General features: G+C 62.0%; 28 protein-coding genes. 13 read left to right on the plus strand and 15 right to left on the minus strand.

All coding sequences use genetic code 11. The features are described 5' to 3' along the window. Nucleotides 1-103: 103 nt before the first annotated feature. The 6 genes from pabB to QRN36_RS10425 all read left to right on the plus strand — a co-directional run bounded on the left by pabB (nucleotide 104) and on the right by QRN36_RS10425 (nucleotide 7,788). On the plus strand, nucleotides 104-1,447 hold the full coding sequence (pabB, locus tag QRN36_RS10400; protein ID WP_285423997.1) for an aminodeoxychorismate synthase component I: 1,344 nt from the start codon (nucleotides 104-106) through the stop codon (nucleotides 1,445-1,447). A 256-nt stretch (nucleotides 1,448-1,703) separates the two neighbouring features. Further along, nucleotides 1,704-2,621: an ABC transporter permease gene (locus QRN36_RS10405; RefSeq protein WP_285423998.1), complete on the plus strand. Its 918-nt coding sequence runs from the start codon at nucleotides 1,704-1,706 to the stop codon at nucleotides 2,619-2,621. Beyond that, complete coding sequence (locus tag QRN36_RS10410) at nucleotides 2,618-3,502, plus strand: ABC transporter permease (protein WP_285423999.1); 885 nt, start codon at nucleotides 2,618-2,620, stop codon at nucleotides 3,500-3,502. The genes QRN36_RS10405 and QRN36_RS10410 overlap by 4 nt, the downstream gene beginning before the upstream one ends. Continuing rightward, a complete protein-coding gene (nikE, locus tag QRN36_RS10415) occupies nucleotides 3,499-5,178 on the plus strand; it encodes an ABC transporter ATP-binding protein (protein ID WP_285424000.1) in 1,680 nt (559 codons plus the stop codon). Before QRN36_RS10410 ends, nikE begins: the two co-directional genes overlap by 4 nt. A 10-nt stretch (nucleotides 5,179-5,188) precedes the next feature. Beyond that, the gene (locus QRN36_RS10420) at nucleotides 5,189-6,856 is read left to right on the plus strand and encodes an ABC transporter substrate-binding protein (protein ID WP_285424001.1); all 1,668 of its coding nucleotides are present in this window, start codon (nucleotides 5,189-5,191) and stop codon (nucleotides 6,854-6,856) included. Between the two features lie 197 nt (nucleotides 6,857-7,053). Next, complete coding sequence (locus QRN36_RS10425; protein ID WP_285424002.1) at nucleotides 7,054-7,788, plus strand: phosphoadenylyl-sulfate reductase; 735 nt, start codon at nucleotides 7,054-7,056, stop codon at nucleotides 7,786-7,788. Nucleotides 7,789-7,912: 124 nt separating this feature from the next. Here the strand turns inward: QRN36_RS10425 and cysB are convergent, their stop codons facing one another. The 5 genes from cysB to QRN36_RS10450 form a co-directional block, all read right to left on the minus strand. Continuing rightward, the gene (cysB, locus tag QRN36_RS10430; RefSeq protein ID WP_093458368.1) at nucleotides 7,913-8,887 is read right to left on the minus strand and encodes an HTH-type transcriptional regulator CysB; all 975 of its coding nucleotides are present in this window, start codon (nucleotides 8,885-8,887) and stop codon (nucleotides 7,913-7,915) included. A gap of 152 nt (nucleotides 8,888-9,039) precedes the next feature. After that, entirely contained in the window at nucleotides 9,040-9,534 is a 495-nt protein-coding gene (locus QRN36_RS10435) for a universal stress protein (protein WP_285424003.1), read from the minus strand. A 96-nt stretch (nucleotides 9,535-9,630) separates the two neighbouring features. Further along, nucleotides 9,631-10,533: a 5'-nucleotidase gene (locus tag QRN36_RS10440; protein WP_285424077.1), complete on the minus strand. Its 903-nt coding sequence runs from the start codon at nucleotides 10,531-10,533 to the stop codon at nucleotides 9,631-9,633. Nucleotides 10,534-10,615: 82 nt separating this feature from the next. Further along, nucleotides 10,616-11,572 carry a putative 2-dehydropantoate 2-reductase gene (locus QRN36_RS10445; protein WP_285424004.1) on the minus strand — a complete coding sequence of 319 codons (957 nt, stop codon included), beginning with the start codon at nucleotides 11,570-11,572 and terminating at the stop codon, nucleotides 10,616-10,618. A gap of 9 nt (nucleotides 11,573-11,581) precedes the next feature. Then, nucleotides 11,582-11,917, minus strand: coding sequence for a thioredoxin (locus tag QRN36_RS10450; protein WP_285424005.1), 336 nt, complete (start codon nucleotides 11,915-11,917; stop codon nucleotides 11,582-11,584). A 251-nt stretch (nucleotides 11,918-12,168) separates the two neighbouring features. Between QRN36_RS10450 and QRN36_RS10455 the strand changes: the two genes are divergently transcribed. Beyond that, complete coding sequence (locus QRN36_RS10455; RefSeq protein WP_093458364.1) at nucleotides 12,169-13,245, plus strand: 3-deoxy-7-phosphoheptulonate synthase; 1,077 nt, start codon at nucleotides 12,169-12,171, stop codon at nucleotides 13,243-13,245. A gap of 60 nt (nucleotides 13,246-13,305) precedes the next feature. Here QRN36_RS10455 and QRN36_RS10460 read toward each other — a convergent pair whose 3' ends face one another. Next, on the minus strand, nucleotides 13,306-13,587 hold the full coding sequence (locus QRN36_RS10460; protein ID WP_093458363.1) for a GNAT family N-acetyltransferase: 282 nt from the start codon (nucleotides 13,585-13,587) through the stop codon (nucleotides 13,306-13,308). A gap of 636 nt (nucleotides 13,588-14,223) precedes the next feature. Here QRN36_RS10460 and oprI point away from each other — a divergent pair. Beyond that, complete coding sequence (gene oprI, locus QRN36_RS10465) at nucleotides 14,224-14,475, plus strand: outer membrane lipoprotei OprI (RefSeq protein WP_003199355.1); 252 nt, start codon at nucleotides 14,224-14,226, stop codon at nucleotides 14,473-14,475. Nucleotides 14,476-14,616: 141 nt separating this feature from the next. Here oprI and QRN36_RS10470 read toward each other — a convergent pair whose 3' ends face one another. From QRN36_RS10470 to QRN36_RS10480, 3 genes are all read right to left on the minus strand, one after another. Continuing rightward, the gene (locus QRN36_RS10470; RefSeq protein WP_285424007.1) at nucleotides 14,617-15,585 is read right to left on the minus strand and encodes a L,D-transpeptidase family protein; all 969 of its coding nucleotides are present in this window, start codon (nucleotides 15,583-15,585) and stop codon (nucleotides 14,617-14,619) included. A gap of 83 nt (nucleotides 15,586-15,668) precedes the next feature. Continuing rightward, nucleotides 15,669-15,965, minus strand: a complete 297-nt coding sequence (locus QRN36_RS10475) for a hypothetical protein (RefSeq protein ID WP_093458361.1) — start codon at nucleotides 15,963-15,965, stop codon at nucleotides 15,669-15,671. 66 nt (nucleotides 15,966-16,031) lie between these two features. Beyond that, nucleotides 16,032-16,637, minus strand: a complete 606-nt coding sequence (locus tag QRN36_RS10480) for an arylesterase (protein ID WP_285424008.1) — start codon at nucleotides 16,635-16,637, stop codon at nucleotides 16,032-16,034. A 10-nt stretch (nucleotides 16,638-16,647) separates the two neighbouring features. On the opposite strand from QRN36_RS10480, the gene QRN36_RS10485 reads away from it, so the two are divergent. Next, nucleotides 16,648-17,331: an ABC transporter ATP-binding protein gene (locus tag QRN36_RS10485; protein WP_285424009.1), complete on the plus strand. Its 684-nt coding sequence runs from the start codon at nucleotides 16,648-16,650 to the stop codon at nucleotides 17,329-17,331. Beyond that, complete coding sequence (locus tag QRN36_RS10490; RefSeq protein ID WP_285424010.1) at nucleotides 17,331-19,841, plus strand: ABC transporter permease; 2,511 nt, start codon at nucleotides 17,331-17,333, stop codon at nucleotides 19,839-19,841. The genes QRN36_RS10485 and QRN36_RS10490 overlap by 1 nt, the downstream gene beginning before the upstream one ends. 63 nt (nucleotides 19,842-19,904) lie before the next feature. Here the strand turns inward: QRN36_RS10490 and greB are convergent, their stop codons facing one another. Beyond that, nucleotides 19,905-20,378: a transcription elongation factor GreB gene (gene greB, locus QRN36_RS10495; protein ID WP_093458357.1), complete on the minus strand. Its 474-nt coding sequence runs from the start codon at nucleotides 20,376-20,378 to the stop codon at nucleotides 19,905-19,907. A gap of 99 nt (nucleotides 20,379-20,477) precedes the next feature. Further along, nucleotides 20,478-21,488: a GlxA family transcriptional regulator gene (locus QRN36_RS10500; protein WP_285424011.1), complete on the minus strand. Its 1,011-nt coding sequence runs from the start codon at nucleotides 21,486-21,488 to the stop codon at nucleotides 20,478-20,480. Between the two features lie 173 nt (nucleotides 21,489-21,661). Here QRN36_RS10500 and QRN36_RS10505 point away from each other — a divergent pair, with 173 nt between their 5' ends. Next, nucleotides 21,662-22,840 carry a GGDEF domain-containing protein gene (locus QRN36_RS10505; RefSeq protein WP_285424012.1) on the plus strand — a complete coding sequence of 393 codons (1,179 nt, stop codon included), beginning with the start codon at nucleotides 21,662-21,664 and terminating at the stop codon, nucleotides 22,838-22,840. 57 nt (nucleotides 22,841-22,897) lie between these two features. On the opposite strand, the gene QRN36_RS10510 is transcribed toward QRN36_RS10505, so the two are convergent. Next, a complete protein-coding gene (locus QRN36_RS10510) occupies nucleotides 22,898-23,116 on the minus strand; it encodes a hypothetical protein (protein ID WP_285424013.1) in 219 nt (72 codons plus the stop codon). A gap of 209 nt (nucleotides 23,117-23,325) precedes the next feature. Here QRN36_RS10510 and QRN36_RS10515 point away from each other — a divergent pair, with 209 nt between their 5' ends. Continuing rightward, nucleotides 23,326-23,547: a PLD nuclease N-terminal domain-containing protein gene (locus tag QRN36_RS10515; protein ID WP_285424014.1), complete on the plus strand. Its 222-nt coding sequence runs from the start codon at nucleotides 23,326-23,328 to the stop codon at nucleotides 23,545-23,547. A 22-nt stretch (nucleotides 23,548-23,569) separates the two neighbouring features. On the opposite strand, the gene QRN36_RS10520 is transcribed toward QRN36_RS10515, so the two are convergent. Then, on the minus strand, nucleotides 23,570-23,929 hold the full coding sequence (locus QRN36_RS10520) for a response regulator (RefSeq protein ID WP_285424015.1): 360 nt from the start codon (nucleotides 23,927-23,929) through the stop codon (nucleotides 23,570-23,572). An 84-nt stretch (nucleotides 23,930-24,013) separates the two neighbouring features. Beyond that, nucleotides 24,014-24,331, minus strand: coding sequence for a hypothetical protein (locus QRN36_RS10525; RefSeq protein ID WP_285424016.1), 318 nt, complete (start codon nucleotides 24,329-24,331; stop codon nucleotides 24,014-24,016). On the opposite strand from QRN36_RS10525, the gene QRN36_RS10530 reads away from it, so the two are divergent. Next, nucleotides 24,318-24,833: a DUF4142 domain-containing protein gene (locus QRN36_RS10530; protein WP_285424017.1), complete on the plus strand. Its 516-nt coding sequence runs from the start codon at nucleotides 24,318-24,320 to the stop codon at nucleotides 24,831-24,833. The genes QRN36_RS10525 and QRN36_RS10530 overlap by 14 nt on opposite strands. Nucleotides 24,834-24,913: 80 nt before the next feature. Here QRN36_RS10530 and QRN36_RS10535 read toward each other — a convergent pair whose 3' ends face one another. After that, a complete protein-coding gene (locus QRN36_RS10535) occupies nucleotides 24,914-25,414 on the minus strand; it encodes an RcnB family protein (RefSeq protein WP_285424018.1) in 501 nt (166 codons plus the stop codon). Between the last annotated feature and the right edge of the window lie 68 nt (nucleotides 25,415-25,482).

A 25,482-nucleotide genomic window follows, 5' to 3' on the forward strand; every position in this document is an offset into this window, starting at 1 on the left:
CCCGGCAGGCGCCCTTCGCCTGCCGGGCGCCGACAAGCCCCTAGGACTGCAACCGCCGCAGGACTACAATCGCCCTCCGCGCACCACGACTGATCTGCCACACATGCAAACCTGTTCCCTACACCCGATCACTTATCAGGTCGATCCGACCGGTTATTTCGCGTTGATCCGGCACGCTCCCGGCGCCGTCCTGCTCGACAGCGGGCGCCCCGAGGCCGATCGCGGGCGCTTCGATATTCTCAGTGCCTGGCCGCTGGAGACGTTCGTGCCCACTGACGGTGAGAACGGTGACGCCTTTCTCCAGCGCCTGCGAAGCGCACTGGCAGGCTTGGGAGACGCGGCGTTGCCAGACTCCAGCCCGCTGCCATTCGCAGGTGGCCTGATCGGCTATCTCGCCTATGATTTTGGCCGTTTGCTCGAACCGCTTCCGGCGCTCGCCAGCGATGACCTGCATCTGCCAGGCGCCCGGCTCGGTCTTTACCCGTGGGCGCTGATAAGCGATCACCAGACGCGCACCAGCCAGTTGGTCTTCCATCCGGCCCTCGATGCCGCCGAGCGCCAGCGACTGATCGGCCTGTTTACCGGCCCTGCGGCTGAACACGATGCTTCATTCAAGCTGAGCGCCCGGTTTGCGGCCGATATCGACGCCGATCAGTATCGTCGTGCCATCGAGCGCATTCACGCCTACATTCAGGCGGGCGACTGTTATCAGGTGAATTTCGCGCAACGCTTTCGGGCCGCGTACCAGGGCGATCCCTGGTCGGCCTACGGCGCGCTGCGCAAGGCCTGCCCGACGCCATTCGCCGGTTACCTCGCGTTGCCGGAGGGTAATGCGGTGCTGAGCCTGTCGCCCGAACGCTTCGTCAGGGTCAGCCAGCGTCAGGTCGAAACGCGCCCCATCAAGGGCACGCGGCCACGGGGCCGGGACGCCGCCGAAGATGCCGCTTACGCGCAAGAGCTGCTGCGCAGCCCGAAAGACCGTGCGGAAAACCTGATGATCGTCGATCTGCTGCGTAACGATTTGGGCCGCAGTTGCCGCATTGGCTCGGTGAAAGTACCGGAGTTGTTCAGCCTGGAAACCTACCCCAACGTGCACCATCTGGTCAGCGCCGTGACGGGCGAACTGGCCGATGCCCACGACGCGCTGGACCTGATCGCAGGCAGCTTTCCGGGAGGCTCGATCACCGGCGCGCCGAAGATCCGGTCAATGCAGATCATCGATGAACTGGAGCCCACCCGCCGCGCGCTGTACTGCGGCTCACTGCTGTACCTGGACGTGCGCGGCGAGATGGACAGTTCGATCGCCATCCGCAGCCTGCTGGCTCAAGACGGTCAGATCGCCTGCTGGGGTGGCGGCGGCATCGTGGCCGACTCGCAGTGGGAAGCCGAATACCAGGAATCCATGACCAAGGTCCGGGTGCTGCTGAAGACGCTGGAAGCCCTGTAACCGATTGGCCAGGCGCTGCGACCCGCAGCGCCTTGATCCACCCTTTCTGCTCACCGAAGCCCTCCTGAAGAGGACGCCAGACTCGTCAAAGCCCTCGCCTTGACGTCTGGCATCCTCGTTTCTCATTCTAAAAATATGCTTAAACGGACTTGGACGTCCTGACTTTCCTGCATATAGGATCCTCCCAATATTCATTTATTGAATAATCATCAACCCTCGTCATGACCTTGACGAGACTTTGGGATGGATCTTCCTTATGTGGCGAAACGTGCTGGTCCGGTTGGGCAGCAGCCTGCTGGTGCTCTGGTTGAGCGTCAGCGCCGCCTTCGTGGCGCTTCACTCTTTGCCCGGCAAGATTGCCGACATCCTCGCTGGCGACAATGAATACCCCGGTTTGCGCGAGGCCATCGCGGCTGAATGGGGGCTCGACAAATCCCTGCCCGAGCAATATCTGGATTTCATCGCGCGCCTGTTGCACGGGGACCTGGGCACGTCTTACGTCATGCGTCAGTCGGTCAGCAGTGTGCTGCACTCGCAACTCTGGCCGACGGTGCAGCTGGCAGTGGCCGCCGGGGTCATCGCGACGCTGTTCGCGGTCGGCGTGGCGCTGCTGACGGCCGGACGCAGCGCTGTTGGCAGACGCATCGCTTCGCTGCTGGAGCTCGTACTCACCTCCACCCCGGTGTTCTGGATCGGCATTCTTCTGCTTATGGCGTTCTCCTTCCACTGGCGATTCTTCCCCGTCTCTGGAGCCAATGGCTTCAATGCCCTGGTACTCCCGGCGATCACGCTGGCGTTGCCCACCGCCGGCATTCTCGCGCAGGTGCTGCGAGAGGCCATGGAAAAAGCACTGGAGCAGCCGTTCGTCACGACCGTTCGAGCGCGGGGCCTGAGCGAAACCCAAGTGCGCACCGGTCATGTGTTACGCCACGCATTACTGCCCATCGTCACCCTCGGCGGCTGGCTGATCGGCGGCTTGCTGGGCGGCGCCGTGATCACCGAAAAGGTCTTTGGCCGCCCTGGCCTTGGGACCATCACGCTCAACGCGATCACCAGCCAGGACGTGCCGGTGGTGCTGGCCGTGGTGCTGCTGGCCGCCTTCATTTATGTGGTGATTTCGACCCTGCTGGACGTCGCCTACCTGTTCATTGACCCGAGGCTGAGAACCCAATGACCCTGCCTTCCTCAACGCTGGCCGCTGCTGCCGATGCGGTGCTCGACAGCCGTGTCGCCGCGCGCCACTTCAACCGCCTTCCCCTGGGCATCACCGTGAGTGGCCTGTTCCTGCTGGTTCTGGCGGTAGTGCTGGCGGTGCCCTTCTGGATCACTCATTACGATCCGCTGGCCGGCGATGTCAGCGTCGGCCTGCAAGCACCGAGTACGGCTCACTGGTTCGGCACCGATCGGCTGGGCCGGGACGTGTTCGCCCGCGTGGTCTACGGCGCGCGCTACTCCCTGTTGATCGGGTTGTCGGGCATGCTCATCAGCCTCGTCATCGGCACCTTGCTGGGCCTGGTGGCGGGCATGAAAAATCGCTGGCTGGACGAGGTTGCCTCGCGCCTGTTCGATGTGCTTTCGGCGTTTCCGAGCGTTTTGCTGGCTCTGTTGGTGATCGCGCTGATCGGCCCGGGACTGATGAACGTTGCGGTGGCCATCGGCATCGCCGGCATTCCTAAGTTCGGCCGGCTGGTGCGCAGCCAGACCCTGCTGGTGCGCGAGGCGGATTACGTGCGTCACGCCGTGCTCTACGGCCGTTCCCGCCTGCAGACGTTCGTCACCCATTTGCTGCCCAACGTGCTGATGGCGATTCCCATCGTGGCGACCATCGACATCGGCAGTTCGATCATGGCGGTGTCAGGCCTGAGCTTTCTGGGGCTGGGTCCGCAGCCGCCGACACCCGAATGGGGCGTGATGCTCGCCGAGGGCCGGGATGTGCTGCGTGTGGCCTGGTGGCCTAGCGTGTTTCCCGGTCTTGCCATCACCCTGACCGTGATCAGTTTTACCGTGCTGGGCAGCTACTGCCAGCGCCGCTTCGAAGGGAGGCAGCCAGCATGAGCGCACGAGTGGTGAGTGAACCGGGCGCTCCTCTGGTCGACGTCGAGGATCTGCGGATCAGCTTCGCCGATGTCAATCACGGCGCGCCGCTGGTACGCGGCCTGAACCTGCGGATTCATCCGGGCGAATGCGTGGCGCTGGTCGGCGAGTCCGGCTCCGGCAAAAGCCTCACGGCGCGCAGTTTGCTGGGGTTGGCGGGCGAACATGCTCAGGTTCGGGCCAGGCGTCTGCAGATCGACGGCCGTGACGCCTTGCGCTTCAACCTTCAGGACTGGCGACAGCTTCGGGGCCGCTTTGCCGGCCTCGTCATGCAGGACGCGCTGGTGTCGCTTGACCCGCTGCGTACCATCGGGCAGGAAACCGGCGAAGTGCTGCGCACCCATCGAATGCTGAATGACGTGGCGCGCGGGCAGCAGGTGCTCGATACCTTGCGCCAGGTCGGAATTCCCGATCCGCAGTGGCGCAGCACTCAGTTCGCCCATCAATTGTCCGGCGGCCTGCGTCAGCGAGCCTTGATTGCGGCCGCCATCGCCGCCGGTCCACGGCTGATCATCGCGGATGAACCCACCACGGCGCTGGACGTCAGCGTGCAACGGCAGGTGATCGCCGTGCTGGCCGAGCGTGTCGCTCAGGGGGCCGGACTGCTGATCATCAGTCACGACCTCAACCTGGTGGCGCAGATCGCCGACCGGGTGCACGTGATGCACAACGGCGAGGTGGTGGATTCCGGCAGCGTGCAGCAGGTGCTGACGCAACCGCGCCATGCTTACACCCGTCAGTTGCTGGCCGCCAGTCCCGGCGCAGCGTCTCGTGGTACCCGCCTGAGTTCGGCACGGGTGCGACCCGGTGTCCGGGAGCAGGACCCGCTGGTGATCGAGCGCGATCCGCTGCCGTCGCGCCTGCCCGCCGAGCCCCGGGAAGTGCTGCGGGTGGAAGGCATCGGCAAGTCCTATCGACGTCGCGGCTTCGGCCGGCAGGGTCAGGCGTTTACGGCGCTGCACAGCGCATCGTTCACGCTGAACGCGGGCGAGGTGCTGGGTATCGTCGGCGAGTCAGGCTCCGGGAAAACCACGTGCGCCAATATCGTCCTCGGCCTGTTGGCGCCCGATAGCGGCAGCGTGCATCTGCTCGGTCAACGCTGGAGTCATGTGCCGGAAGCGCAACGCCGGCCTCTGCGCCGGCAGATGCAATACATTCCGCAGGACCCGCTGAGCTCGTTCGATCCGCGCTATACCGTGGCGCAGATCATCGCCGAAAACCTGCTGCCCGGCGGCGACCACCGCCAGCAAGCCAGCGCATTGCTGACACAGGTCGGGCTCAATGCCGACCTCCTCGATCGTCACCCACGCTCCTTGTCGGGCGGCCAACGGCAGCGCATTGCAATCGCCCGCGCCCTGGCCGCCGAACCTGCGCTGATCATCTGTGACGAACCGGTTTCCGCGCTCGACGTGTACGTGCAGGCGCAAGTGCTGGACCTGATTGGCGAACTGCAGGCCAGCCGCGGCATTGCTCTGCTGTTCATTTCCCATGATCTGGAGGTGATTCGCCACATCTGCGACCGGGTCCTGGTGTTTCATCAGGGCCAACTGGTGGAGCAAGGCCCGGTCGGCCCGCTGTTCGAAGCACCCACTCATCCCTACACCCTGCAACTACTGAGCGCGCACCCCGCCGCTTGATAAGGACACCATGAAAGCTCACCGTTCCCTGCTCTGCCTGGCCATCGTGGCCGCCCCGCTGCTGTGCGCCTGCGACAACAACGCCTCACCGCCGGCCACGGCCGCCAGCAACGGCGCCAGCCAGAAGCCGACGCTGCAACCGCGCAGTGGCGGCGAGGTGACGTTCGGCGTAACCACCGAACCCGCCTGCTTCGACCCTCACAACTCTTCTCAGCAAAACGCCTTTCTGGTGATTCGCAATTACGTCGACTCACTGATCGGCAAACAGGCGGACGGCAGCTTCGCCCCGTGGCTCGCGAAAAGCTGGAGCGTTTCGCCCGATGGCCGCGAGTACACCTTCATCCTGCGCGATGACGTGACCTTCACCGACGGAACACCCTTCGACGGCGCCGCGGTCAAGGCCAATCTGGACTACACCAAAGATCCGGCGCACACCGCCAACGCCGCGGCCTTCCTGGAATATTACGATCGCACCGAAGTGATCGATCCGCATCAGGTGCGCATCGTATTGAGCAAGCCTGACTCGGCCATGCTCGAATCATTGTCCAGCGTCAAACTGGGCTTTCTGTCACCCAAGACCCTTGCGGCCGGAGGCGATCTTTGCCAGGGCGGGCCGAACTTGGTCGGCACCGGGCCATTCATCTTCAACCAGTACAACCGGGGCCAGTCGGCACGGTTCGTGAAAAACCCCGATTACCACTGGCCACCGGCGTATGCCGCGCACCAGGGACCGGCGTACCTGGACGCCGTCACGTATCGCTTCCTGCCCGAGTACGCCGTACGGGCCGGGGCATTGAGTTCGGGGCAAGTGGACCTCATCGAAGGCGTGCAGCCCACCGATCGTGCGCTGTTCGAGCATGCCGAGGGCTTCCAGTTCCTGACCGGTCCGTCGGCGGAAACCTCATTCACGCTCAACCTCAATTACCGCCAGGCGCCCACCGATGACGTCCGGGTGCGCCGCGCCCTGCGTGACGGCTTCGATCTGGCGGCCATCGTTAACAACATCTACCTGGGCACCGTGCCGCGCGCATGGTCGAACATCGGCCCGGACAACACCGGTTACAACAAGGCCCTGGTCAACACCTGGGGCAACGACGTCCCCGGTGCCAACAAGCTGCTCGACGAAGCCGGCTGGACCGGCCGCGACGCTCAAGGCTATCGCACCCGCGACGGCCAGCGCTTGCGCGTCGAGGTGGGCTATCCGCAGACCTACGTGCGTGACAACCGTGACCTGCTGATCCAGCAGATACAGGCCGCCGTGCGCAAGAACCTGGGGCTGGACCTGGATCTGCGCCTGATCAGCACCGGCGAATGGGTCAAGTCCACGGCTGACGGTTCGTGGCACATCTATCCCAACACCCTCAACCCATCCGACACGGCGCTGTCGCTGCGTGATGTGCTTGGCGCCACCGGTTTTCTGTACCGCAGCGTGGCTCAGCCCGATGAACAGATCACCGGGCTGATCAATCAGGCGCGCGCCACCTCGGACCTCAAGCAGCGTCAACCGATACTGGATCAGATCCAGCAGCGCGCCGTCGATCAGGCGTTTCTCATTCCGCTGTTCGCGCCCAACTATCAACTGGCGGCGCGGGACACGTTGCATGGTCTGAGTTTCGAAGTGCAACTGGATGCACCGTCGAACTTGTATGACGTCTGGAGCGAGGACATAAAAAAATAGCTGAGTGACGCAGGAACGGGGCTGCCGGGCAGTCGCCCGTTCCGTGTGCACGGGCAGATTACGCAGCGGCCAGGCACGCTTTCTCGGCGTGGCGAGCAGCGGGCGAACGCAGGTTTCAGGCAAAGGGCGGAAGGTTTTTGTTACCATCTGCGCCATTACGAGCGCTTAAGCGCCGCCCATGATTAGGAAGCCGCCTGATGAGCCACCCTTTCGACGTCGACGCCATTGCCGCGACCTACGCCAACAAGTCCGCGCAGGACATTCTCAAATTCGCCTTCCAGCACTTCGGTGATGAGCTGTGGATTTCCTTCAGCGGCGCCGAAGACGTCGTGCTGGTGGACATGGCCTGGAAGCTCAACAAGAACGTCAAAGTCTTCAGCCTGGACACCGGACGTCTGCATCCGGAGACCTACCGCTTCATCGATCAGGTCCGCGAGCAGTACAACATCGCCATCGACATCGTCTCCCCGGACCGGGAAAAGCTCGAGCCGTTCGTCAAGGAAAAGGGCCTGTTCAGTTTTTACCGCGACGGCCATGGCGAATGCTGCGGCGTGCGCAAGATCGAACCGCTGCGTCGCAAGCTCGGCAGCGTCAAGGCCTGGGCCACCGGTCAGCGCCGCGACCAGAGCCCGAGCACCCGCAACAACGTCGCAGCGGTGGAGATCGACAGCGCGTTTTCGACGCCCGAGCGCACGCTGTATAAATTCAATCCGCTGGCACAGATGAGCAGCGCAGACGTGTGGAACTACATCCGCATGCTGGAGTTGCCTTACAACAGCCTGCACGAGCGCGGCTTTATCAGCATCGGCTGTGAGCCCTGCACCCGCCCGGTTCTGCCGAATCAGCACGAGCGCGAAGGTCGCTGGTGGTGGGAAGAAGCCACGCAGAAGGAATGCGGGCTGCACGCCGGGAACCTGATTACGAAGTCCTGAGCCGACACAGACCTGATACAGAAGCGCGCTGGCCCGCGATTGCGCTGCAACGGTCACACTCAGGTGACTGACAGTCAGCGATCGCGGGCCAGCGCGCTCATGCAGGTTTTGCGTCTGCCGGCTGTCAATGCTCCGGCAGCACGACCCCTTCGAACAGCTCTTCGAGTTCCTGCTTGTTGTGGCATTGGATGGCCTTGGCCATGACCTCACGGGTCAGGTGCGGGGCGAATTTCTCGATGAAATCGCACATGAACCCGCGCAGGAACGTGCCACGACGGAAGCCGATCTTGGTGATGCTGGCCTCGAACAGCTCGCTGGCGTCGAGGACGACCAGGTCGCTGTCGAGTTTGGGGTCAACGGCCATTTTCGCAACGATACCCACGCCCAGCCCCAGTCGAACGTAGGTCTTGATGACGTCGGCGTCGGCCGCGGTGAACACCACTTTCGGCGTCAGGCCGCGATGGCTGAACGCTTCGTCGAGCTTGGAGCGACCGGTAAAACCGAACACGTAGGTCACGATCGGGTATTCGGCGAGGATTTCCAGCGTCAGCTTCGGCACCTTGGTCAGCGGATGTCCCTGAGGCACGACCACGCAGCGGTTCCACGTGTAGCACGGCATCATGACCAGATCGCCGAACAGCTCCAGCGCTTCGGTCGCGATGGCGAAATCCACCGTGCCGTCTGCGGCCATTTCGGCAATCTGCATGGGCGAGCCCTGGTGCATGTGCAGCGCCACATCGGGGTATTGCTTGATGAAATTGCTGATCACCGGCGGCAGCGCGTAGCGTGCCTGAGTGTGCGTCGTGGCGATGGACAGCGTGCCCTTCTTCTCGTTGGAGAACTCTTGCGCAATCTGCTTGATGCTTTCGACTTTGCGCAGGATTTCCCCTGCGGTGGTGATGATCCGTTCCCCGGCTGGCGTCACACGCGTGAGGTGCTTGCCGCTGCGGGCGAAAACCTCGACACCCAGCTCGTCTTCGAGCAACCGGATCTGCTTGCTGATACCTGGCTGCGAGGTATACAGGCTCTGCGCCGTTGCTGAAACGTTGAGGTCGTGGTGCGCCACTTCCCAGATGTAGCGCAATTGTTGAAGCTTCATATGTATCCCTCAAAGCCGGAAGACGCCACGGGCATCAGCAACGGTATATAACTGGATTAATGGTCAGGAAGACAAAGCTAGAACTTTTTATCACTTTTGAACGGTAATGGCACGCTGCTTTTTTCAGCAGGCGACGTTTTGCTCCCCCACGCTCATGCGCCAGAACGGCTTTGCACCATCGGAACCATGTACACCGGCACTTCGGACAGCTGCAGCACCCGCGCCGCCGTGCGGCCTATCGGCGTATCCCCCTGGGCGCCGTGGCTGTGGCTGCCGACAATCAGCAGATCGACGCGCATTCTGCGCGCCTGTTCGAGTATCACATTGGATGGATCGCCCTGAACCACGCGCAGACTGCAGATCAGCTCGAGATCCTTGTTGTCCTTGCCCATTTCCTCGCGAAAGCTGCGCAGCACCCGGGACTCGATGCCATCGATGACGGTATTGATGCCTTCGTTCTGCAACTCCCTGAGCACGTCCTCGGCCAGATAGCTCTGCAAGACGGACTCGGCGAACAGGCCCATGGGCTCGACCACGTGAATGACGTGCAGCTCTGCCTTGAAATTCCTCGACAGTTCCAGCGCATGTTGCAGCACGTAAGGCGCATAAAGACCGAGGTCCGTGGCGTACAGCATCGAGCGGATCATGTGACCTCCAGGCAGCCATCACAGGCGCAGTCACGATTGAGCGTAGCAGCGAGACGACGAATCGGCCGGTCTGATACAGCTTTCGGGTCTAAAGGTTCAAGGCTTTAGTTCATTGCTGATGCCGTGAGGCACATGCCCGGTGGCAACCACTTCGCGGGCCTTTTCGCAGTGCCCGGGCTGATCGTCGAAAAACACGTCCGCCGCGAATGCTTCCAGAAAGGCCGACTTTTCGAGCCCGCCCAGAAAGAGCGACTCATCCAGACGGATGTCCCATTCGCGCAGGGTGCGGATCACCCGCTCATGGGCCGGTGCTGACCGGGCCGTGACCAGCGCCGTGCGAATCGGGCAAGACTCTTCGGGAAATTCCCTCTGCAGCAGGTTCAAGGCGGCCAGAAACGGTTTGAACGGTCCGCCGGGCAGTGGCTGGCGCGCAGCTTCGCGCTCGCTCGCCTGAAAGGCCTCCAGGCCGCCGGACTGGTAGATCCGCTCCGACTCATCGGAAAACAGCACCGCGTCGCCGTCGAATGCGATGCGCAGTTCGGCGCTGGCGGCCCGTCGCGCCCCGCCCGACAGAATGGTAGCCGCCGCAAACCCGGCATCCAGCGCACTGCGCACGTCCTCGGCGTGGGTCGAGAGAAACAGATGGCTGCCGAACGCCGCCAGATAAGGGAAAGGGCTGCGTCCGCCGACGAACGCTGCGCGCGAAATATCCAGGCCGTAATGCTGAATCGAATTGAATACGCGAAGCCCGGTGTCGGCGCTGTTGCGCGACACCAGAATCACTTCGACGCGGGACTGGCGAAGGCTGGCATTGAGGCTTAGCAGCTTTTCCACCAGCAGATACGCGTCCCCCGGCTCCAGCACTTCGTCTTCGTGATCGATCTGGTACTGCCGATAGGCTGCGACGCCGTCAGCCATGTAAATGGCATGGCTTTCCCGAAGGTCGAACAACGCGCGAGAAGAAATGGCCAGCACCAATTTCCCGCCAGCGGATTTCATGCTCAGATCATTGGCCATCGGTATCTCCCTTCAACGACTGAGTTCAACGACAGAGTTGCCCTGCCTCTATTGCGCCGTGCGCTCAACGATTGCTGCGGTCGAGAAACGCCAGCGCGTGATACAGCGCCCTGATCTTCGGCATGTCGCAGCCCGCCGCCAGCGCTGCGGCCAATGGTCTGGCGTAGATCGCTTCCAGCTCCAGCGCGCGTTTTTCGACGTAGTCGTGGTACATGCTCGGTCGATAATCCGGCATCTGCCCGGTCACGCTGAACAACTGTTGCGCATATCCCGGCGGCAGCGAATGCCCGCAAGCCTCGGCGCCCTGGACCACTTCGGCCATCAAACCTTGAATCAGTTCACGACTGTCGGGATCGGCCATCAATGGCGTGGTGCTCGCCTTCAACAGCACCGACAGGCCGTTGTAAGGCACATTCCACACCAGTTTCTGCCAACGGGCCTTGTCGAGGTTGTCCATCGCCACCGACTCGATGCCCGCGGCATGGAACAACGCCGCGCCCTGCTCGACCCTACGCAGGCTTGCGGCAGCGTCTTCGGCCGGGCCGCTGTGATAGCCGATGTTCACGGCGCCGAACGCTTGATGAACGATCTCGCCCGGGCCGCTGCGGTGGACGCAGATAAAGCACAGCCCACCCAATAGATGAAGCGAATCCGGCAGCAGCCCCCGCAGATCGTCCTCCACGCCAAGGCCGTTCTGCAGCAGCAAAACGTTGGCGCCGGGCGCAGCCGCCTGGACGATCGCAGGGGCGACGCCGTCATTTCCGGTGGTCTTGGCCCCCACCAGCAGCCAGTCGCAAGGCGGCATGTCCGCAGCGCTTGCGTACGCCTGAGCATTCTCCAGCGTCAGCAGGCCATGCACCTGACTGTCCAGGCGCAGGCCGTTCTGCGAGACGGCGCTGAACTCGCTGCGCAGCAGGAAGTGCACGTCATAGCCGGCGCGCGCCAGCATCAGGCCATAGAAACCGCCGATGGCGCCGGTGCCGATGATGCCGATACGGGGTTGGGTGGTGCTTTCGTTCATGGACGCCTCTTATGGTAATTCGTCAGGTTCGCCGGACAGCGCCTGTTCAAGGCCGCGGATGATCGCGTCGGCAGCGATCTGCGTGCGCAACGCGCCGTAGAACTCGCCGTCACGCACGACAAACATCGCCGGCAGATGAAACACGCCATAGCGCTGTACCGCACCGCCATTTTCTTCGGCGTCGATCCAGGCTATTCGCTCGATGGGAAGATTCAGCCCGGGAAGATGATGCCGCGCCCAACGGCAGCTGGCACAGCCGATGCTGGTGAAAATCAGCAGCGACGTCCCCGGCAATGACAACAGCTGCCGATCGACGTCGAAGTCTGTCAGTTGCAATTGATCCACGTGATTCCCCCGTTTCAGGCTGCACACTATATCGCTGCCGGAGGCCGGCTTTGCAAATTCCGCTCATTCGCGGCCGCCGGTTGCCCGGTGCGCCCTGCAAAGCCGTGTTTGTTGGTCGAAAGCGGCCATTACCCATTGTCGAACTACCGGCTAACGCGCTAAGGTTCCGCTCCCCCGTTGCGCTCAATAATGCTCGGCTCCGCCGCACGGGGACGCTGGCGGCCAGCATCCGTGACCTGATGAGTAACACGATGGCTGATTTACCGATTGACGACCTCAACGTTGCCTCCAACGAGACACTGATCACTCCGGATCAGCTCAAACGCGAAATTCCCCTCACTGCAGCCGCGCAAGCCACTGTCAGCAAGGGCCGCGAAGTCATCCGCGACATTCTCGATGGCAAGGATCACCGCCTGTTCATCGTGATCGGGCCTTGCTCGATCCACGACATCAAGGCCGCCCACGAATACGCCGACCGCCTCAAAGCGCTGGCGGCGGAGGTGTCCGACACGCTGTATCTGGTCATGCGTGTGTATTTCGAAAAGCCACGCACCACCGTTGGCTGGAAAGGCCTGATCAACGACCCGTACCTGGACGACTCTTTCAAGATTCAGGACGGTCTGCACATCGGTCGTCAGCTGCTGCTGGATCTGGCCGAAAAAGGCCTGCCGACCGCCACCGAAGCACTCGACCCGATCTCCCCGCAGTATTTGCAGGATCTGATCAGCTGGTCGGCCATCGGCGCGCGCACCACCGAATCCCAGACCCACCGTGAGATGGCTTCGGGCCTGTCCTCCGCCGTCGGCTTCAAGAACGGCACCGATGGCGGCCTGACCGTCGCGATCAACGCCCTGCAGTCGGTTTCCAATCCGCACCGTTTCCTGGGCATCAACCAGGAAGGTGGCGTGTCCATCGTCACCACCAAGGGCAACGCCTACGGCCACGTCGTGCTGCGCGGCGGTAATGGCAAGCCGAACTACGACTCGGTGAGCGTCGCCCTGTGCGAGCAGGCGCTGGACAAGGCGAAGATCAAGGCCAATATCATGGTCGATTGCAGCCACGCCAACTCCAACAAGGATCCGGCGCTGCAGCCACTGGTCATGGAAAACGTCGCCAACCAGATTCTCGAAGGCAACCAGTCGATCATCGGCCTGATGGTCGAAAGCCACCTGAACTGGGGTTGCCAGGCTATTCCCAAAGATCTGGCCGACCTGCAATACGGCGTGTCGATCACCGATGCCTGCATCGACTGGGACAGCACCGAGAAAACCTTGCGCAGCATGCACGCCAAGCTCAAGGACGTCCTGCCCAAGCGCCAGCGCGGCTGATCCGGACGCCAGAAACGACAACGCCGAGCAAATGCTCGGCGTTTTTCATTCAGTCTCAGGTCAGATCTTCGCGGCCTGACGCTGATTGCGCTCCATGTAACGTTCCACATACGAGCACGACGGGATCACGGTGTAGCCCATGCTGTCCGCATAATCGAGCGCCACTTCGGTCAGTGCCGCTGCAATACCGCGTCCACGCAATGCATTAGGGACGAAGGTGCGGTAGATATCCAGGGTCTGCTTCCCCAGGTCCATATACGTCAGATAGGCACGATGACCGTCAATGTTCACCTCGAACTGGTGACCGGTCTCGTCATGGTGGATGGACAACGCCTCGCTCATCACTACTCCTCGCGGGTCTTGGATTTTGACCCCTACCTTACCGATGTTTGTCCGGCGAAGGAACCTCTACGCCACCCTGTGCCTGTTTGGACACCGAGAAGAGCTTTGCTGTTCTCAAACAAATGAGCACCTGCAAATAGTAGGCACCATTGTCGAATCTGCTCAAGGGAATCAACAGCAAAATGCGCTGCCGCACATCTGACCGCTCTTTCGGTTGAACCTGACGTCGCCGACGAATGTCCATTGAGACGCCCTGCTCACGGCAAAGTCACTTTAAACACAGTCAAGGATGCGCCTGTAACGATCATCGTCTATACAAAAAAGGTCGCCTGCGATTCGATGTAATCCCTTTCGGGATTTGATCAGGCACTGCGGACCGACTTCGGCAACCATGGGCACATTTAAGCGTCACCGACTGCGCCCGAATCCCTGACAGGCGACTGCGCCTGACAGCGATGGTCTTTTTCCGATAAAAAACGTGAGGAGTTGCTCGGAACACTTTCAAAGCAAAGAATTTTATGCAGTTCTTGCGTTGGGTCCGTTTACTTACTACAAACAATGGGTACTATGTACGCCGGTCATTTTCTCACTTTCGAGAGATGACTAACTTGATAGAAGTCCTTTAAGGGGAACACGATGAACAACGTTCTGAAATTCTCTGCTCTGGCCCTGGCCGCAGTTCTGGCTACCGGTTGCAGCAGCGCATCCAAAGAAACCGAAGCTCGTCTGACTGCTACTGAAGACGCAGCCGCTCGTTCACAAGCTCGTGCTGATGAAGCCTATCGCAAGGCAGATGAAGCTCTGGCTGCTGCTCAGAAAGCTCAGCAGACTGCTGACGAAGCCAACGAGCGCGCTCTGCGCATGTTGGACAAGGCAAGCCGCAAGTAATAGTCCCTTCGGGATTATTAAAAAGCCGACCCGGTTACGGGTCGGCTTTTTTATTGCCTGCATGACGCGTTCAGGCATCAAAAAACCCGACCACCCTGCTCTGCTGCAGAGCCTGATGGCCGGGTCTCGCGCGCGGCGTCGTTACTGCAGGGTCACAGGCGCGCTGCTGACCACCGGAGCCGGCGTGCCGGGCACGGCGATTTCCACCGGCATGCCGTCTTCGGCGGCGACCACGTCACGCACCTCATCCCAGTTGATGCGCAGGTTATTGGCCAGGTCTTCACGCTTGAGCAGCGCATTGATGACGGCAGTGTGCTTGTCGACCACCGAAGGGTTGCCGCTTTCGTCCAGCGGCGTGTGCGCTTCGAGATAGACCTTGCCGCCGCTGATGCCGAACTTGTACGGCTCGTTCATGATCCGCACCGTGGTGCCCACCGGCACCATGTCCGCCATCTCCAGCACGTTGTTGTTGTACATGCGGAAACAGCCGTGGCTGGTGCGCATGCCGATGCCGAACTTCTTGTTGGAGCCGTGAATCAGGTAGCCCGGCAGGCCCAAGCCGAATTTGAACGGCCCCAGCGGGTTGTCCGGACCTGCCGGCACGACGTTGGGCAGGATGTCGCCGTCTGCGGCGTGCTCGGCCTTGACTGACGCGGGTGGCGTCCAGGTCGGGTTTGGCGTCTTGGCCGTGACCTTGGTGGTGGACACCGGCGACCCCCAGCCCTCGCGGCCGATACCCAGCGGGAACGTGTACACCACGTTCTGTCCTTTCGGGTAGTAATACAGACGATACTCGGCGAGGTTGATGACAATCCCCTCGCGTGGGCCCGGCGGCAGGATGAAACGCGTCGGCAGGACCACCTGAGTACCGGCGCCCGGCAGCCAGGCATCGACACCCGGGTTGGCCGCGATCATTTCCAGATAACCCAGATCGTAACGGGTGCCCAGATCGGCGAAGGTGTCTTCGTAGCGGGCGGTCACGGTCTGGACTTGCCCGATGATGTCCTCGCCCGGCGGCGGCAGCGGGAATTCCAAAGCAGAAACAGGGCCGGCCGCACACAGTGCAGCAAGCGACAGACAGCGGGCGAAAGCTGGAATGCGCGACAACATCCGGGAATCCTTGGGTAAACGGGAGGCTTGAATGAGCGCGATTGTACACGCACGCCAACGGCTTCGGGAGTAGGCGCGACGGCTTACACGCCTGCTTCGAGCTCAGGCCAGATGGGGTGCATGCCACGTCGCTGCGCATCGATGATCGCGCGGCACAGCGGACAAAGGCGCTCGTCCTGGTAGATCGCCTGCTCGACCCCCGACCAGCGTGGCTGAGCGGGCAACAGCGTGCCGCACAGCGTACGGTCGGCGGAACCTGCCAGTTCCAGCTGCCGCGCGACCAGATGCACAAGCACTTCCTGGCAGGCGAACAGGTCAAGCTGCTCGTCAGGCTCGATCAGTTGATAGGCATAAAGTGACCAGGCGGGACGGCGCGGCATCGGGGGCTCCAGTTCGGGGGCGCCACATTAGCCGAAAGCCCCCGTCCAGAAAAGGCCTGCAGCCCTTTAAAGTAGCGGTTTTAGCTGCGGCCAGACGTTTTCGAGCAATTTGCCCTGAGCGTTGGCCGCCGGATGCAGACCATCGGCCTGGGTGTACTCGGGATGGCCGCCTACGCCTTCCAGCATGAACGGCACCAGCGCGACCTTCTTCTCGGCCGCAAGGTCGGCGTATACCTGCTTGAATGCATCGGTATAGCGGGCGCCGTAATTGGGTGGAATCTGCATGCCCAGCAACAGCACTTTCGCGCCGGCGGCCCGCGAGCTGTCGATCATCGATGCAAGATTTTGTTTCAATTGCGCCGGCGGCTGGCCGCGCAGGCCGTCATTGCCGCCCAGTTCGAGGATCACCAGATCCGGTTTATGCGCTGCAAGCAGCGCCGGCAGCCGCGCCTGGCCGCCGGCACTGGTGTCGCCGCTGACCGACGCATTGACGACCTTGTCCTTGTAACCTTGATCCGCCAGGCGCTGCTCCAGCAGACTGACCCACCCCAGGCGGGTATCCAGGCCGAAAGCGGCGCTGATACTATCGCCAACGATCAGCACCGTGCCTGCCATGGCTCCTTGAGACAACAGCAGCAAACCCAGGCCAGCACTTAAAAACCACGCACGCATCGGATTCTCCATGAGCGAAAGTATTCTCAGTGCCCGGCACCTCAGCAAAGTGGTCCCGAGCACCGAAGGTGACCTGACCATCCTGCACGAACTCTCCCTGGAACTAAACAAGGGCGACACGCTGGCCATCGTGGGCGCATCGGGTTCGGGCAAGTCCACCCTGCTGGGCCTTCTCGCCGGGCTGGACCTGCCCAGCGCCGGTTCGGTGATGCTCTCGGGCCGCAACCTGAGCGAGCTCGACGAAGATCAACGCGCCAGGGTGCGTGCCGAACACGTGGGATTCGTGTTCCAGTCCTTCCAGTTGCTCGACAGCCTCAATGCCCTGGAAAACGTGATGCTGCCCATGGAGCTGGAAGGTCGCAAGGACGCCAGGGATCGCGCCCGACACCTGCTTGAGCGGGTCGGGCTGGGCCAGCGCCTGACCCACACGCCGCGTCAGCTGTCCGGCGGCGAACAGCAACGGGTCGCGATCGCTCGTGCCTTTGCCGCCGATCCCGACGTACTGTTTGCCGATGAGCCTACCGGCAACCTCGACAGCCACACCGGCGAGCGGATCAGCGACCTGTTGTTCGAGTTGAACCAGGAACGCAATACGACGCTGGTGCTGGTGACCCATGACGAACGCCTGGCCCATCGTTGCCGGCGCCTGATCCGACTTGAAGGTGGCCGACTCGCCGCCCCTCTGGAGCCTTGATGGCACGCCTGCCGTTCGCCCGCCTGCTCAGTCTTGCCGCCCGCCAGCTTCTGCGCGATGCCCGCGCCGGAGAACTGAGGGTGCTGTTCTTCGCCCTGATCGTCGCAGTCGCGGCGAGCACCGCCATCGGTTATTTCGGAGCGCGCCTGAACAGCGCCATGCTGCTGCGCGCCACGGAGTTTCTTGGCGCTGACCTCATCCTTGGCGGTTCCACGCCGGCCAAACCCGAACAGATCGAGGCAGGCACTGCACTGAAGCTCGATCATTCGCACATCGTGATTTTCTCCAGCGTCGTTGCCACCGACAGCGGCATTCAACTGGCCAGCGTGAAGGCCGTCGACGCGGCTTACCCTCTGCGCGGTGAGCTGAAAAGCGCCGAGGCGCCGTATCAGCCGGAGGTCAGCGGCGGCGAGCCGCAGCCGGGTGAGGCCTGGGCCGAGGCGCGGGTTCTGGTGGCGCTGGACCTCAAGGTCGGCGACAGCATCGACGTCGGCTCCAAAACCTTGAAGCTGACCCGCGTGCTCACCTACGAGCCGGATCGTGCCGGTAATTTCTACAGCCTGACGCCGCGGGTGATGATCAACATGGCTGATCTTGAGGCCACCAAGGTGGTGCAGCCCGGCAGCCGCGTGACCTATCGGGACCTCTGGCGCGGCACGCCGCAGGCGCTTGCGGCGTACCGCAAGGCCGTGGAACCCAGCCTGGCGCCGAATCAGAAGATCGACGACGCTCGCGACGGCAATCAGCAGATCGGCGGTGCGCTGGGCAAGGCCGAGCGTTATCTGAACATGGCGAGTCTGGTGGCGGTGTTGCTGGCGGGTGTCGCGGTGGCGCTCTCGGCGGCGCGCTTCGCGGTCAGGCGTTTCGATGCCAGCGCGCTGCTGCGCTGCCTCGGATTATCGCGCAGCGAAGCGTTGCTGCTGTTCAGCCTGCAACTGGCCATGCTCGGCATCGCCGCAAGTGTGGTCGGCGCCCTGCTGGGCTGGTTCGCCCAACTCGGCCTGTTTTACCTGCTCGACAGTCTTCTGCCGGCTGCCGTGCCTCCCGGCGGTTGGCTTCCGGCCCTGGCAGGGATCGGCACCGGGCTCGTCGCCCTCGCCGGTTTCGCGCTGCCGCCCCTGGCGGCGCTCGGTCGCGTTCCGCCGCTGCGCGTGCTGCGCCGCGACATGCTGCCGATTCCTGCGAGCACCTGGCTGGTCTACGGCGCGGCCCTGTTTGCGCTGGGCCTGATCATGTGGCGCTTGAGTCTGGACCTGGTGCTGACCTTCGCCCTGCTCGGCGGGGGCGTGATCGCCGCGCTCGTGCTTGGCGCGGTCCTGCTGCTGGCCCTGCGCAGCCTTCGTCGCTTGCTAGCCGGCGCCTCGTTGCCCTGGCGTCTGGGCCTGGGTCAACTCTTGCGTCACCCGATGGCGGCGGCCGGTCAATCGCTGGCGTTCGGTCTGATCCTGCTGTCGATGGGGTTGATCGCGCTGCTGCGCGGCGAATTGCTCGACACCTGGCAGAACCAGTTGCCCAAGGACGCGCCGAACTATTTTGCGCTGAACATCCTGCCCAACGACAAAGACAACTTCGCCGGCCAAATGGGCCGCCTGTCCAGCCACAGCGCGCCCCTGTACCCGATGATTCCGGGCCGCCTGATGACCATCAACGGCGAACCGGTGAGCAAATTCGTCACCAAGGACTCCCGTGGCGAAAACGCGACCCAGCGTGACCTCAACCTGACCTGGTCGGCACGATTGCCGGAAGGCAACAGCATCACCCAGGGCCAGTGGTGGAACGATCAACTGCCGGCCGAGGGCGTCACACCGGGCGTATCGGTGGAGGCCAAGCTGGCCGCCAGCCTGAACATGAAGCTGGGCGACACCCTCGGGTTCGTGATCGGCGGGGTCAGTCGGGAGGTCAAGGTCACCAGCCTGCGCGACATCAACTGGGACACCTTCCAACCCAACTTCTTCGTGATCTTCCAGCCGGGCACCCTCGAGGATGTCCCCACCACTTACCTGACCAGCTTCTATCTGGCGCCGGGCAACGATCAGCAGATCGTTGAACTGTCGCGGGCGTTCCCGGCCGTGACGATCCTTCAGGTCGAGGCGTTGCTCGAGCAGCTGCGCAGCATTCTCGATCAGGTCACGCTCGCCGTGCAGTACGTGCTGCTGTTCGTGCTGGCGGCAGGCCTTGCGGTGCTGTTCTCCGGGTTGCAGGCGACGCTCGACGAGCGTATCCGCCAAGGCGCGCTGCTGCGGGCACTGGGCGCCAACCGCGCGTTGCTGACCAAAGCGCGACGCATCGAGTTCGGACTGCTGGGCGCCGTCAGTGGCGTGCTGGCGGCACTGGGATGCGAGCTGGTGAGCTTCGCGCTCTACCGTTACGCCTTCAATCTGCAATGGCACCCGCACGCCTGGTTACTGCTGCTGCCGCTGATCGGCGCACTGCTGGTGGGCGGCGCGGGCGTGTTCGGCACGCGCCGGGCGCTCAACGCAAGCCCCCTGACCGTGCTTCGCGAGGGTTGATCTCGCCAGGGCAGCGCGTCTGGGCTGTAAATGCTTGCGCGCCTGGGCTGGCACGCTGGCGGGTTATTTCGGGTATTCGATGTGGGTGATCCACCAGAGCTTGGTGCCTGCGGGAACGGGCACCGCCGCCTCGTCGCCGACTTCTTTCTTCAGCAGCGCCCTGGCCATCGGTGAATCGATGGAAATGTAATCCATGCGCCCGTAAATCTCGTCATACCCGACGATGCGAAACTTCTTGGTTTCGCCCTCCTCGTCCTCGACTTCCACCCAGGCGCCGAAGAACACCCGGCCTTCCTGCTCGGGCGAATAGCTGACGACGCGCATGTCCTCAAGGCGTTTGCGCAGGTAGCGGATCCTGCGATCGATCTCGCGCAGCAGCTTCTTGTTGTACTGGTAGTCCGCATTCTCGCTGCGGTCACCCAGCGAAGCCGCCCATGTCACCTTCTGGGTGATGTCCGGACGATGTTCGCGCCACAGGTAATCCAGCTCTTTTTTCAGAGCGGCATGGCCTTCGACGGTAATGATCTTGGTGCTCATTTCACTCATCAATACTCTCACGATCCAGACTGCGCCAAGCCTACACGCTTGCGCCGTCAACCCCTCAACGAACACGGCTGATTCCTGCCCGCCGAATCTTCACTTCACCAGACGCGTTTCCTTGGAGGGCCGATAGCCAAAGTAGGCGCTGTAGCATTTGCTGAAATGACTGGGCGAGACGAAGCCGCACGCAACCAGCACTTCAACCTGCGACAACTCGGTGTGCTGCAGCAGACGCCGCGCTTCGGTGATGCGCAGTTCCATGTAATAGCGCTGGGGCGTGGTGCCCAGTTGCTCCTTGAACAGGCGCTCGATCTGTCGCCGCGAACGCCCTGCGTAAGCGGCCAGTTGCTCCAGTTCCAGCGGTTCTTCCAGGTTGGCATCCATCAGATTGACGACTTCCCTGAGCGGCGCACTGACAGACAAGTGGCGGGTGGGCTTGATACGTCTGTAGCGCGACTCTTCGAAGGAGAGAATGTCTTCGATGCCCTCGATCAATGCCTTGTCGTGCAGCCCTTTGATCCACTCGAGCGCCATGTGGAAAGCCCCTGCGGGGCTTGAGGCGGTCAGGCGGTCGCGATCCACCACAAAGGCTTCGCTGGTCACGCGGGCGACTTTGGATATCTCGGCCAGCGCGGCCCGGTGCTCGGGGTGAATGGCGCAACGGTAGCCGTCGAGCAGGCCCGCCGCCCCGAGGAACCAGGCCCCGTTCCACAGACCGGCCAGGGTTAGCCCCAGCTGCGCGGCATTCGCCAGCAGATGGATCAGCTCTTCACTGGCCTTCAGTTCGGTTCGGTAGCCGCCGCAGATCACCAGCAAGTCGAGTTCTTTGAGGGCGTGCGCATCCAGCTGCGCGTCAGGGCGGATGATCAGGCCCAGATCACTGGTGACCTCGCCGTCCAGCAGACCGAACGTGCGTGACGAAAACAGCGTGGGACGAAGCAGGTTCGCCGTGACGATGGTATCCAGTGCCTGGGTGAAGGCCGGCAGCGAAAAATGCTCGAGCAGGAGAAATCCCGCCCGGGTCTGCGCCGATGGCTGCGTGTTCTCATCCAGATAACGAAGGTTCTTGCCCTTCATGCATCCGCTGAATTCTCTTCGTTCGATCAATGCCGCCTCGCTTGCGTCCCGGATCGCACCCGGCCGGATAGGAGCGTCATTCTATCGGATGTTCCGGTGCCACTTGCAGGCGTTCGGTAAAGAGACAAACGGACGCTCCGAAAAACCTGCTCAAACGCTTACAATCGCCACTTTTTATCGCAAGCAGACTAACCAGGCAGTTTATGGCGCTCGATCCCACCACGATGTTGACTCTCTCGATCGCCCTGGCCGCAGCCGCCGCGCTGTATCTGGCAGTGGAATGGCGCAATGTCCGCGAGCCTTCGCTGCTGTTCTGGAGCGCCGGGTTCGCCACGATCAGCGTCGGCTGCGTACTGGCGCTGTTACGCAGCAGCGGCATTCTGATCATCGGCATCTGGTTCGCCAACGGCTTGCTGGTGACGGCCCACTTTCTGTTCCTGCTGGGCGTGGCGCGCTTTACCGAGGCGCGGCTGTCGCGGGCCTGGTACCTGATCTTCGTGGTCTGGCTGGGCTTGCTGTTTCTGCCGGATCAGCCCTGGTGGTCGAAGGTCATGCTGGTCGCCAACTCCCTGCTGATCACGCTGCTGATGCTGCGCGCCAGCTTCCTGCTGCGGCCCCATGGCCGTTCGCTGAGCGAAGGCGCAGTGCAATTACGCTACGTGTTGCTCGCCCACGGCATTTTCTATTTTTCCAAGGCGGTGACGGCCGTAGTGCCTGGCACACTGATCGACCTGGCGGCGTTTCGGGGCGAGATCATCCAGATTTCGCTGGTGGAAGGCGCCATGGCGATCATGCTCATCGCGCTGTCGATGACAGGCTCGGAGCGCTATCGGCGGGAAAAACGCATTGCGCGCCTGGCCGCTCGCGACCCGCTGACAGCGCTGTACAACCGCCGCGCGCTGGAAGTCCGGGCACCGCGCCTGCTGGAAGACGTCAGTGCCGACCGGCCCGGCGCGTTGCTGCTGCTGGACATCGACAACTTCAAGCCGGTCAACGACCTGTATGGCCACACCGCAGGCGACCGCCTGTTGATTGCCCTGAGCGAGATGATTCGCGCGGTGTTGCCCGAAGGCTCGCTGGCGGCGCGCCTGGGTGGCGATGAGTTCGTGATCCTGCTGAGCCACGCCTCCAGCGAACGCATCCTGGGATTGAGCGACACGTTGCGCGAGCAGTTCCACAAAGCCGCGTCGCAGGCCTTCAGCACGCCGGAGCCGGTGACCCTGAGCATCGGAGCGAATCTGTTCGTGCAGCCGCCTGCCAGCCTCGCGGCGTTGATCGAACAGAGTGACGCCGCGTTGTATGAATCCAAGCGCGGCGGACGCAACAGCATTCGGCTGGTGGACCAGACCGTCGCCAGCCGTGACCCGCTGGGCACGATGTGATCCAGCTTTTGCCGCGCTGCCCCAGGCGCGGCGCTTGCGCTGACGGCGTGACGTGGGTCAGCTGTTGGGTCTCGCCGCGCGAACCGACGTCCGTTCGCTGACGAACCGATTGCCCTGAGGGGTGCGCCTCGCAACCACGCGGCCCCCTTGGATGGAGACGTCCACGTAGCCTTGATCCCGCAAATACAGAAGTGCCGTGAAATCCAGCGGCGCAACGGTGTACGCCAGTTCATCGACGAAGGTCACGAGGAGCGTCACGGCACGGGATTCAAGCATGGAACTCGCCTCTGCTGAGTACTAGTGGCAATTTGTCAGCAGGTGCTGAGGCGAGTTCCATTTATTTGCGGGCGATTGCGGATATCTGCCGGGGCACCGACGTGGCTGTGGCGACGCGGCGGCCGCCTGTCAGCATTGCTGCCGGTATTTCAAACCGCGGCCTTGGCGATGACTCTCAACAGGTATCGCAACCTGCGGAGGTCTTTGTGATGGAAATGACAATGTTTGCCCTGGGCGTCGTGATCGTCGTCCTGTTGATCGATGCATGGATTGCCTACAGCGTGTCGCGCAGCCAGAAAACGGCGGCCACGAAGCTGGGGTGGATCGTCCTGGTGTTTGCGCTGCCAGTGGTGGGCTGGATCATCTGGGGTCTTTACGGCCCGAGAGGTATCGTCAAAGGCCCCACTTCTCAGGAGCACAGTAAAGGCTGAGGGGCTGGCGTCGTGATGGACGTCAGGCATGCAGCAATGCCTTGATCCTGGCGACCATCGCGGCGATATCGAAGGGCTTCTCGAACACCTCCAGAAACAGATCCGGCCGCGCCGTACCCAAGTGCGCCTGGGCGCCGCTCATCAACACGATCGGCGTCGGCAGATACGCGGCGTTCTGCTTGACTCGCTCGGCAAACTCAAGCCCCGTCATCCCGGGCATCATAAAGTCGGTGACAATAAGGTCCGGGCGCTCACGCCCCAATATTTCAAGCGCCTTCAGTGCGCTGGTGGCCGTGACCGTCATGAAGCCCTCATCCTCGAGGGCAAAACTGAGGATGTCGGCGATCAGGTATTCGTCGTCAACGATCAGAACGGTTTTCATATTCCACACGCTTCTGGATACCGGGGTCGAAACACTACGCAGAAATTTTTTCCCACCTGGCATTCTGCTGCTGATCGCATGGTGTCAGACCTTTTTCCACTGCATCCCGTTATTACCTATAACGACCTCAAGCAGCGAAGGGTCATAAGCGCTCTGTGTCCTCTTGAGAATGCGCGGCCATTGATGAAGTTCATTCAGTTGATGCGCGAACAGGACGAGCAGTCGATACGCAGGCGGGCAAGCGTCAGAGTGCCCTATGCGGCCCCCGCGCACGCGCGTCCCGGCAAAAACGCTGAACGAACCCGACAGGGCCCAGTCCGAAACCATGAAGGCAATCATTGCCCAAAAACACCCTTTATAAAACAACACCAAAATAAGGAACGACCCCATGGCCCATTTCATCAAGACTTCCGCACTTGCACTTGCCATCGCCCTGAGTGTTCAAGCCGTTTATGCCGCTCAGGACAGCGACGACTTCGTTGAAGATGCCTCAGCCAAAGGCGTGGCCGAAGTCGAGGCCGGTAAACTGGCGCAGGAAAAAGGCACCTCGGCCGACGTGAAATCGTTTGCTGAGATGATGGTCAAAGACCACACCGCCGCCAATGAAAAGTTGAAGTCGCTGGCACGTTCGAAAAAGCTCGAAGTGTCGACTGACGCGCAGTTGATGGACAAAGCCAAATCCATGATTCTCGAGTTGCGCAGCGCCAAGTCGTTCGATCAGGCGTACGCCAACAATCAGGTCAATGCTCACGAAGCGACGATCAAACTGTTCGAAGAAGAAGCCAACGATGGCAAGGATGCCGACCTGAAAGCATTTGCGACTGCGACGCTGCCCAAGCTGAAAGCGCACCTTGAGCAAGCCAAGGCGCTGGCCAAAGCCCACGGTGGTAATGCCGCCAATTGATTTAACCAGTGTCACACGGGTAAGTTGCCTCCGAACGCCTGTCCTTTTCGGGCCACGGCGTTCGGAACGCATACATCGGATTACGGCTTGACCTTCGATTTGTCGACCATCTGCTTGATGGTGCCGGTCGGAATAGTGACCAGCGCATATTTATCCTGAATTTCCACCCATTGCTCATTCTTGCCCGGCGCACTCAGGTGACGCTGTTGCCAATCCTTGAGTGCCAGGCTCTCGCGCTGATATTCATCAGGGACATTATCGCCCTCCTTAATCTGTCTCACGCCCGCGCCAGGACGATCGAGCGTGACGCTGGGTTCCTCTGCCGCGTAACTCAGGCTGCTGAAGATGCAAACTGCGGCAAGCGCCAGGTGACGAATGCAGTGGGTCATGATTGAACTCCTCGGTAACTGTTGATGGGCGACTTGAAAAAACGCAAGGCTGATGCAACAGAAGTTTCGAGGCAGCGAGAACCGGATAATTTCGTCCGGGAATGCACCCGGAGACGAACGGTTTACTTGCGAAAGTTCACCGCCGGCGAAGACGAGATGCAGGGCCGACCTGCCCGGATAGACAGGCGCCATGGGTCAGGCAAAAAAAAGAGGCGCTCTTTAGAGCGCCTCTTTTGCAACTGCTGTTGGCAGGTTATACA

It is taken from the genome of Pseudomonas sp. efr-133-TYG-103a (genome assembly GCF_030209235.1).
Classification (GTDB): domain Bacteria; phylum Pseudomonadota; class Gammaproteobacteria; order Pseudomonadales; family Pseudomonadaceae; genus Aquipseudomonas.

Excerpts from the sequence above, each read along its gene's own strand:
- QRN36_RS10435 (WP_285424003.1), bottom strand. The coding sequence starts at position 9,534 with ATGATCCGCTCGATGCTGTACGCCACGGACCTCGGTCTTTATGCGCCT.
- oprI (WP_003199355.1), top strand. The coding sequence starts at position 14,224 with ATGAACAACGTTCTGAAATTCTCTGCTCTGGCCCTGGCCGCAGTTCTG.
- QRN36_RS10525 (WP_285424016.1), bottom strand. The coding sequence starts at position 24,331 with ATGAAATGGGCCATGGGGTCGTTCCTTATTTTGGTGTTGTTTTATAAA.
- QRN36_RS10510 (WP_285424013.1), bottom strand. The coding sequence starts at position 23,116 with ATGCTTGAATCCCGTGCCGTGACGCTCCTCGTGACCTTCGTCGATGAA.
- pabB (WP_285423997.1), top strand. The coding sequence starts at position 104 with ATGCAAACCTGTTCCCTACACCCGATCACTTATCAGGTCGATCCGACC.
- QRN36_RS10520 (WP_285424015.1), bottom strand. The coding sequence starts at position 23,929 with ATGAAAACCGTTCTGATCGTTGACGACGAATACCTGATCGCCGACATC.
- QRN36_RS10425 (WP_285424002.1), top strand. The coding sequence starts at position 7,054 with ATGAGCCACCCTTTCGACGTCGACGCCATTGCCGCGACCTACGCCAAC.
- QRN36_RS10480 (WP_285424008.1), bottom strand. The coding sequence starts at position 16,637 with ATGCGTGCGTGGTTTTTAAGTGCTGGCCTGGGTTTGCTGCTGTTGTCT.
- QRN36_RS10505 (WP_285424012.1), top strand. The coding sequence starts at position 21,662 with ATGGCGCTCGATCCCACCACGATGTTGACTCTCTCGATCGCCCTGGCC.
- QRN36_RS10470 (WP_285424007.1), bottom strand. The coding sequence starts at position 15,585 with ATGTTGTCGCGCATTCCAGCTTTCGCCCGCTGTCTGTCGCTTGCTGCA.
- QRN36_RS10515 (WP_285424014.1), top strand. The coding sequence starts at position 23,326 with ATGGAAATGACAATGTTTGCCCTGGGCGTCGTGATCGTCGTCCTGTTG.
- greB (WP_093458357.1), bottom strand. The coding sequence starts at position 20,378 with ATGAGCACCAAGATCATTACCGTCGAAGGCCATGCCGCTCTGAAAAAA.
- QRN36_RS10485 (WP_285424009.1), top strand. The coding sequence starts at position 16,648 with ATGAGCGAAAGTATTCTCAGTGCCCGGCACCTCAGCAAAGTGGTCCCG.
- QRN36_RS10420 (WP_285424001.1), top strand. The coding sequence starts at position 5,189 with ATGAAAGCTCACCGTTCCCTGCTCTGCCTGGCCATCGTGGCCGCCCCG.
- QRN36_RS10440 (WP_285424077.1), bottom strand. The coding sequence starts at position 10,533 with ATGAAATCCGCTGGCGGGAAATTGGTGCTGGCCATTTCTTCTCGCGCG.
- QRN36_RS10490 (WP_285424010.1), top strand. The coding sequence starts at position 17,331 with ATGGCACGCCTGCCGTTCGCCCGCCTGCTCAGTCTTGCCGCCCGCCAG.
- QRN36_RS10460 (WP_093458363.1), bottom strand. The coding sequence starts at position 13,587 with ATGAGCGAGGCGTTGTCCATCCACCATGACGAGACCGGTCACCAGTTC.
- QRN36_RS10535 (WP_285424018.1), bottom strand. The coding sequence starts at position 25,414 with ATGGCGCCTGTCTATCCGGGCAGGTCGGCCCTGCATCTCGTCTTCGCC.
- QRN36_RS10405 (WP_285423998.1), top strand. The coding sequence starts at position 1,704 with ATGTGGCGAAACGTGCTGGTCCGGTTGGGCAGCAGCCTGCTGGTGCTC.
- QRN36_RS10445 (WP_285424004.1), bottom strand. The coding sequence starts at position 11,572 with ATGAACGAAAGCACCACCCAACCCCGTATCGGCATCATCGGCACCGGC.
- QRN36_RS10475 (WP_093458361.1), bottom strand. The coding sequence starts at position 15,965 with ATGCCGCGCCGTCCCGCCTGGTCACTTTATGCCTATCAACTGATCGAG.
- QRN36_RS10530 (WP_285424017.1), top strand. The coding sequence starts at position 24,318 with ATGGCCCATTTCATCAAGACTTCCGCACTTGCACTTGCCATCGCCCTG.
- nikE (WP_285424000.1), top strand. The coding sequence starts at position 3,499 with ATGAGCGCACGAGTGGTGAGTGAACCGGGCGCTCCTCTGGTCGACGTC.
- QRN36_RS10410 (WP_285423999.1), top strand. The coding sequence starts at position 2,618 with ATGACCCTGCCTTCCTCAACGCTGGCCGCTGCTGCCGATGCGGTGCTC.
- QRN36_RS10455 (WP_093458364.1), top strand. The coding sequence starts at position 12,169 with ATGGCTGATTTACCGATTGACGACCTCAACGTTGCCTCCAACGAGACA.
- cysB (WP_093458368.1), bottom strand. The coding sequence starts at position 8,887 with ATGAAGCTTCAACAATTGCGCTACATCTGGGAAGTGGCGCACCACGAC.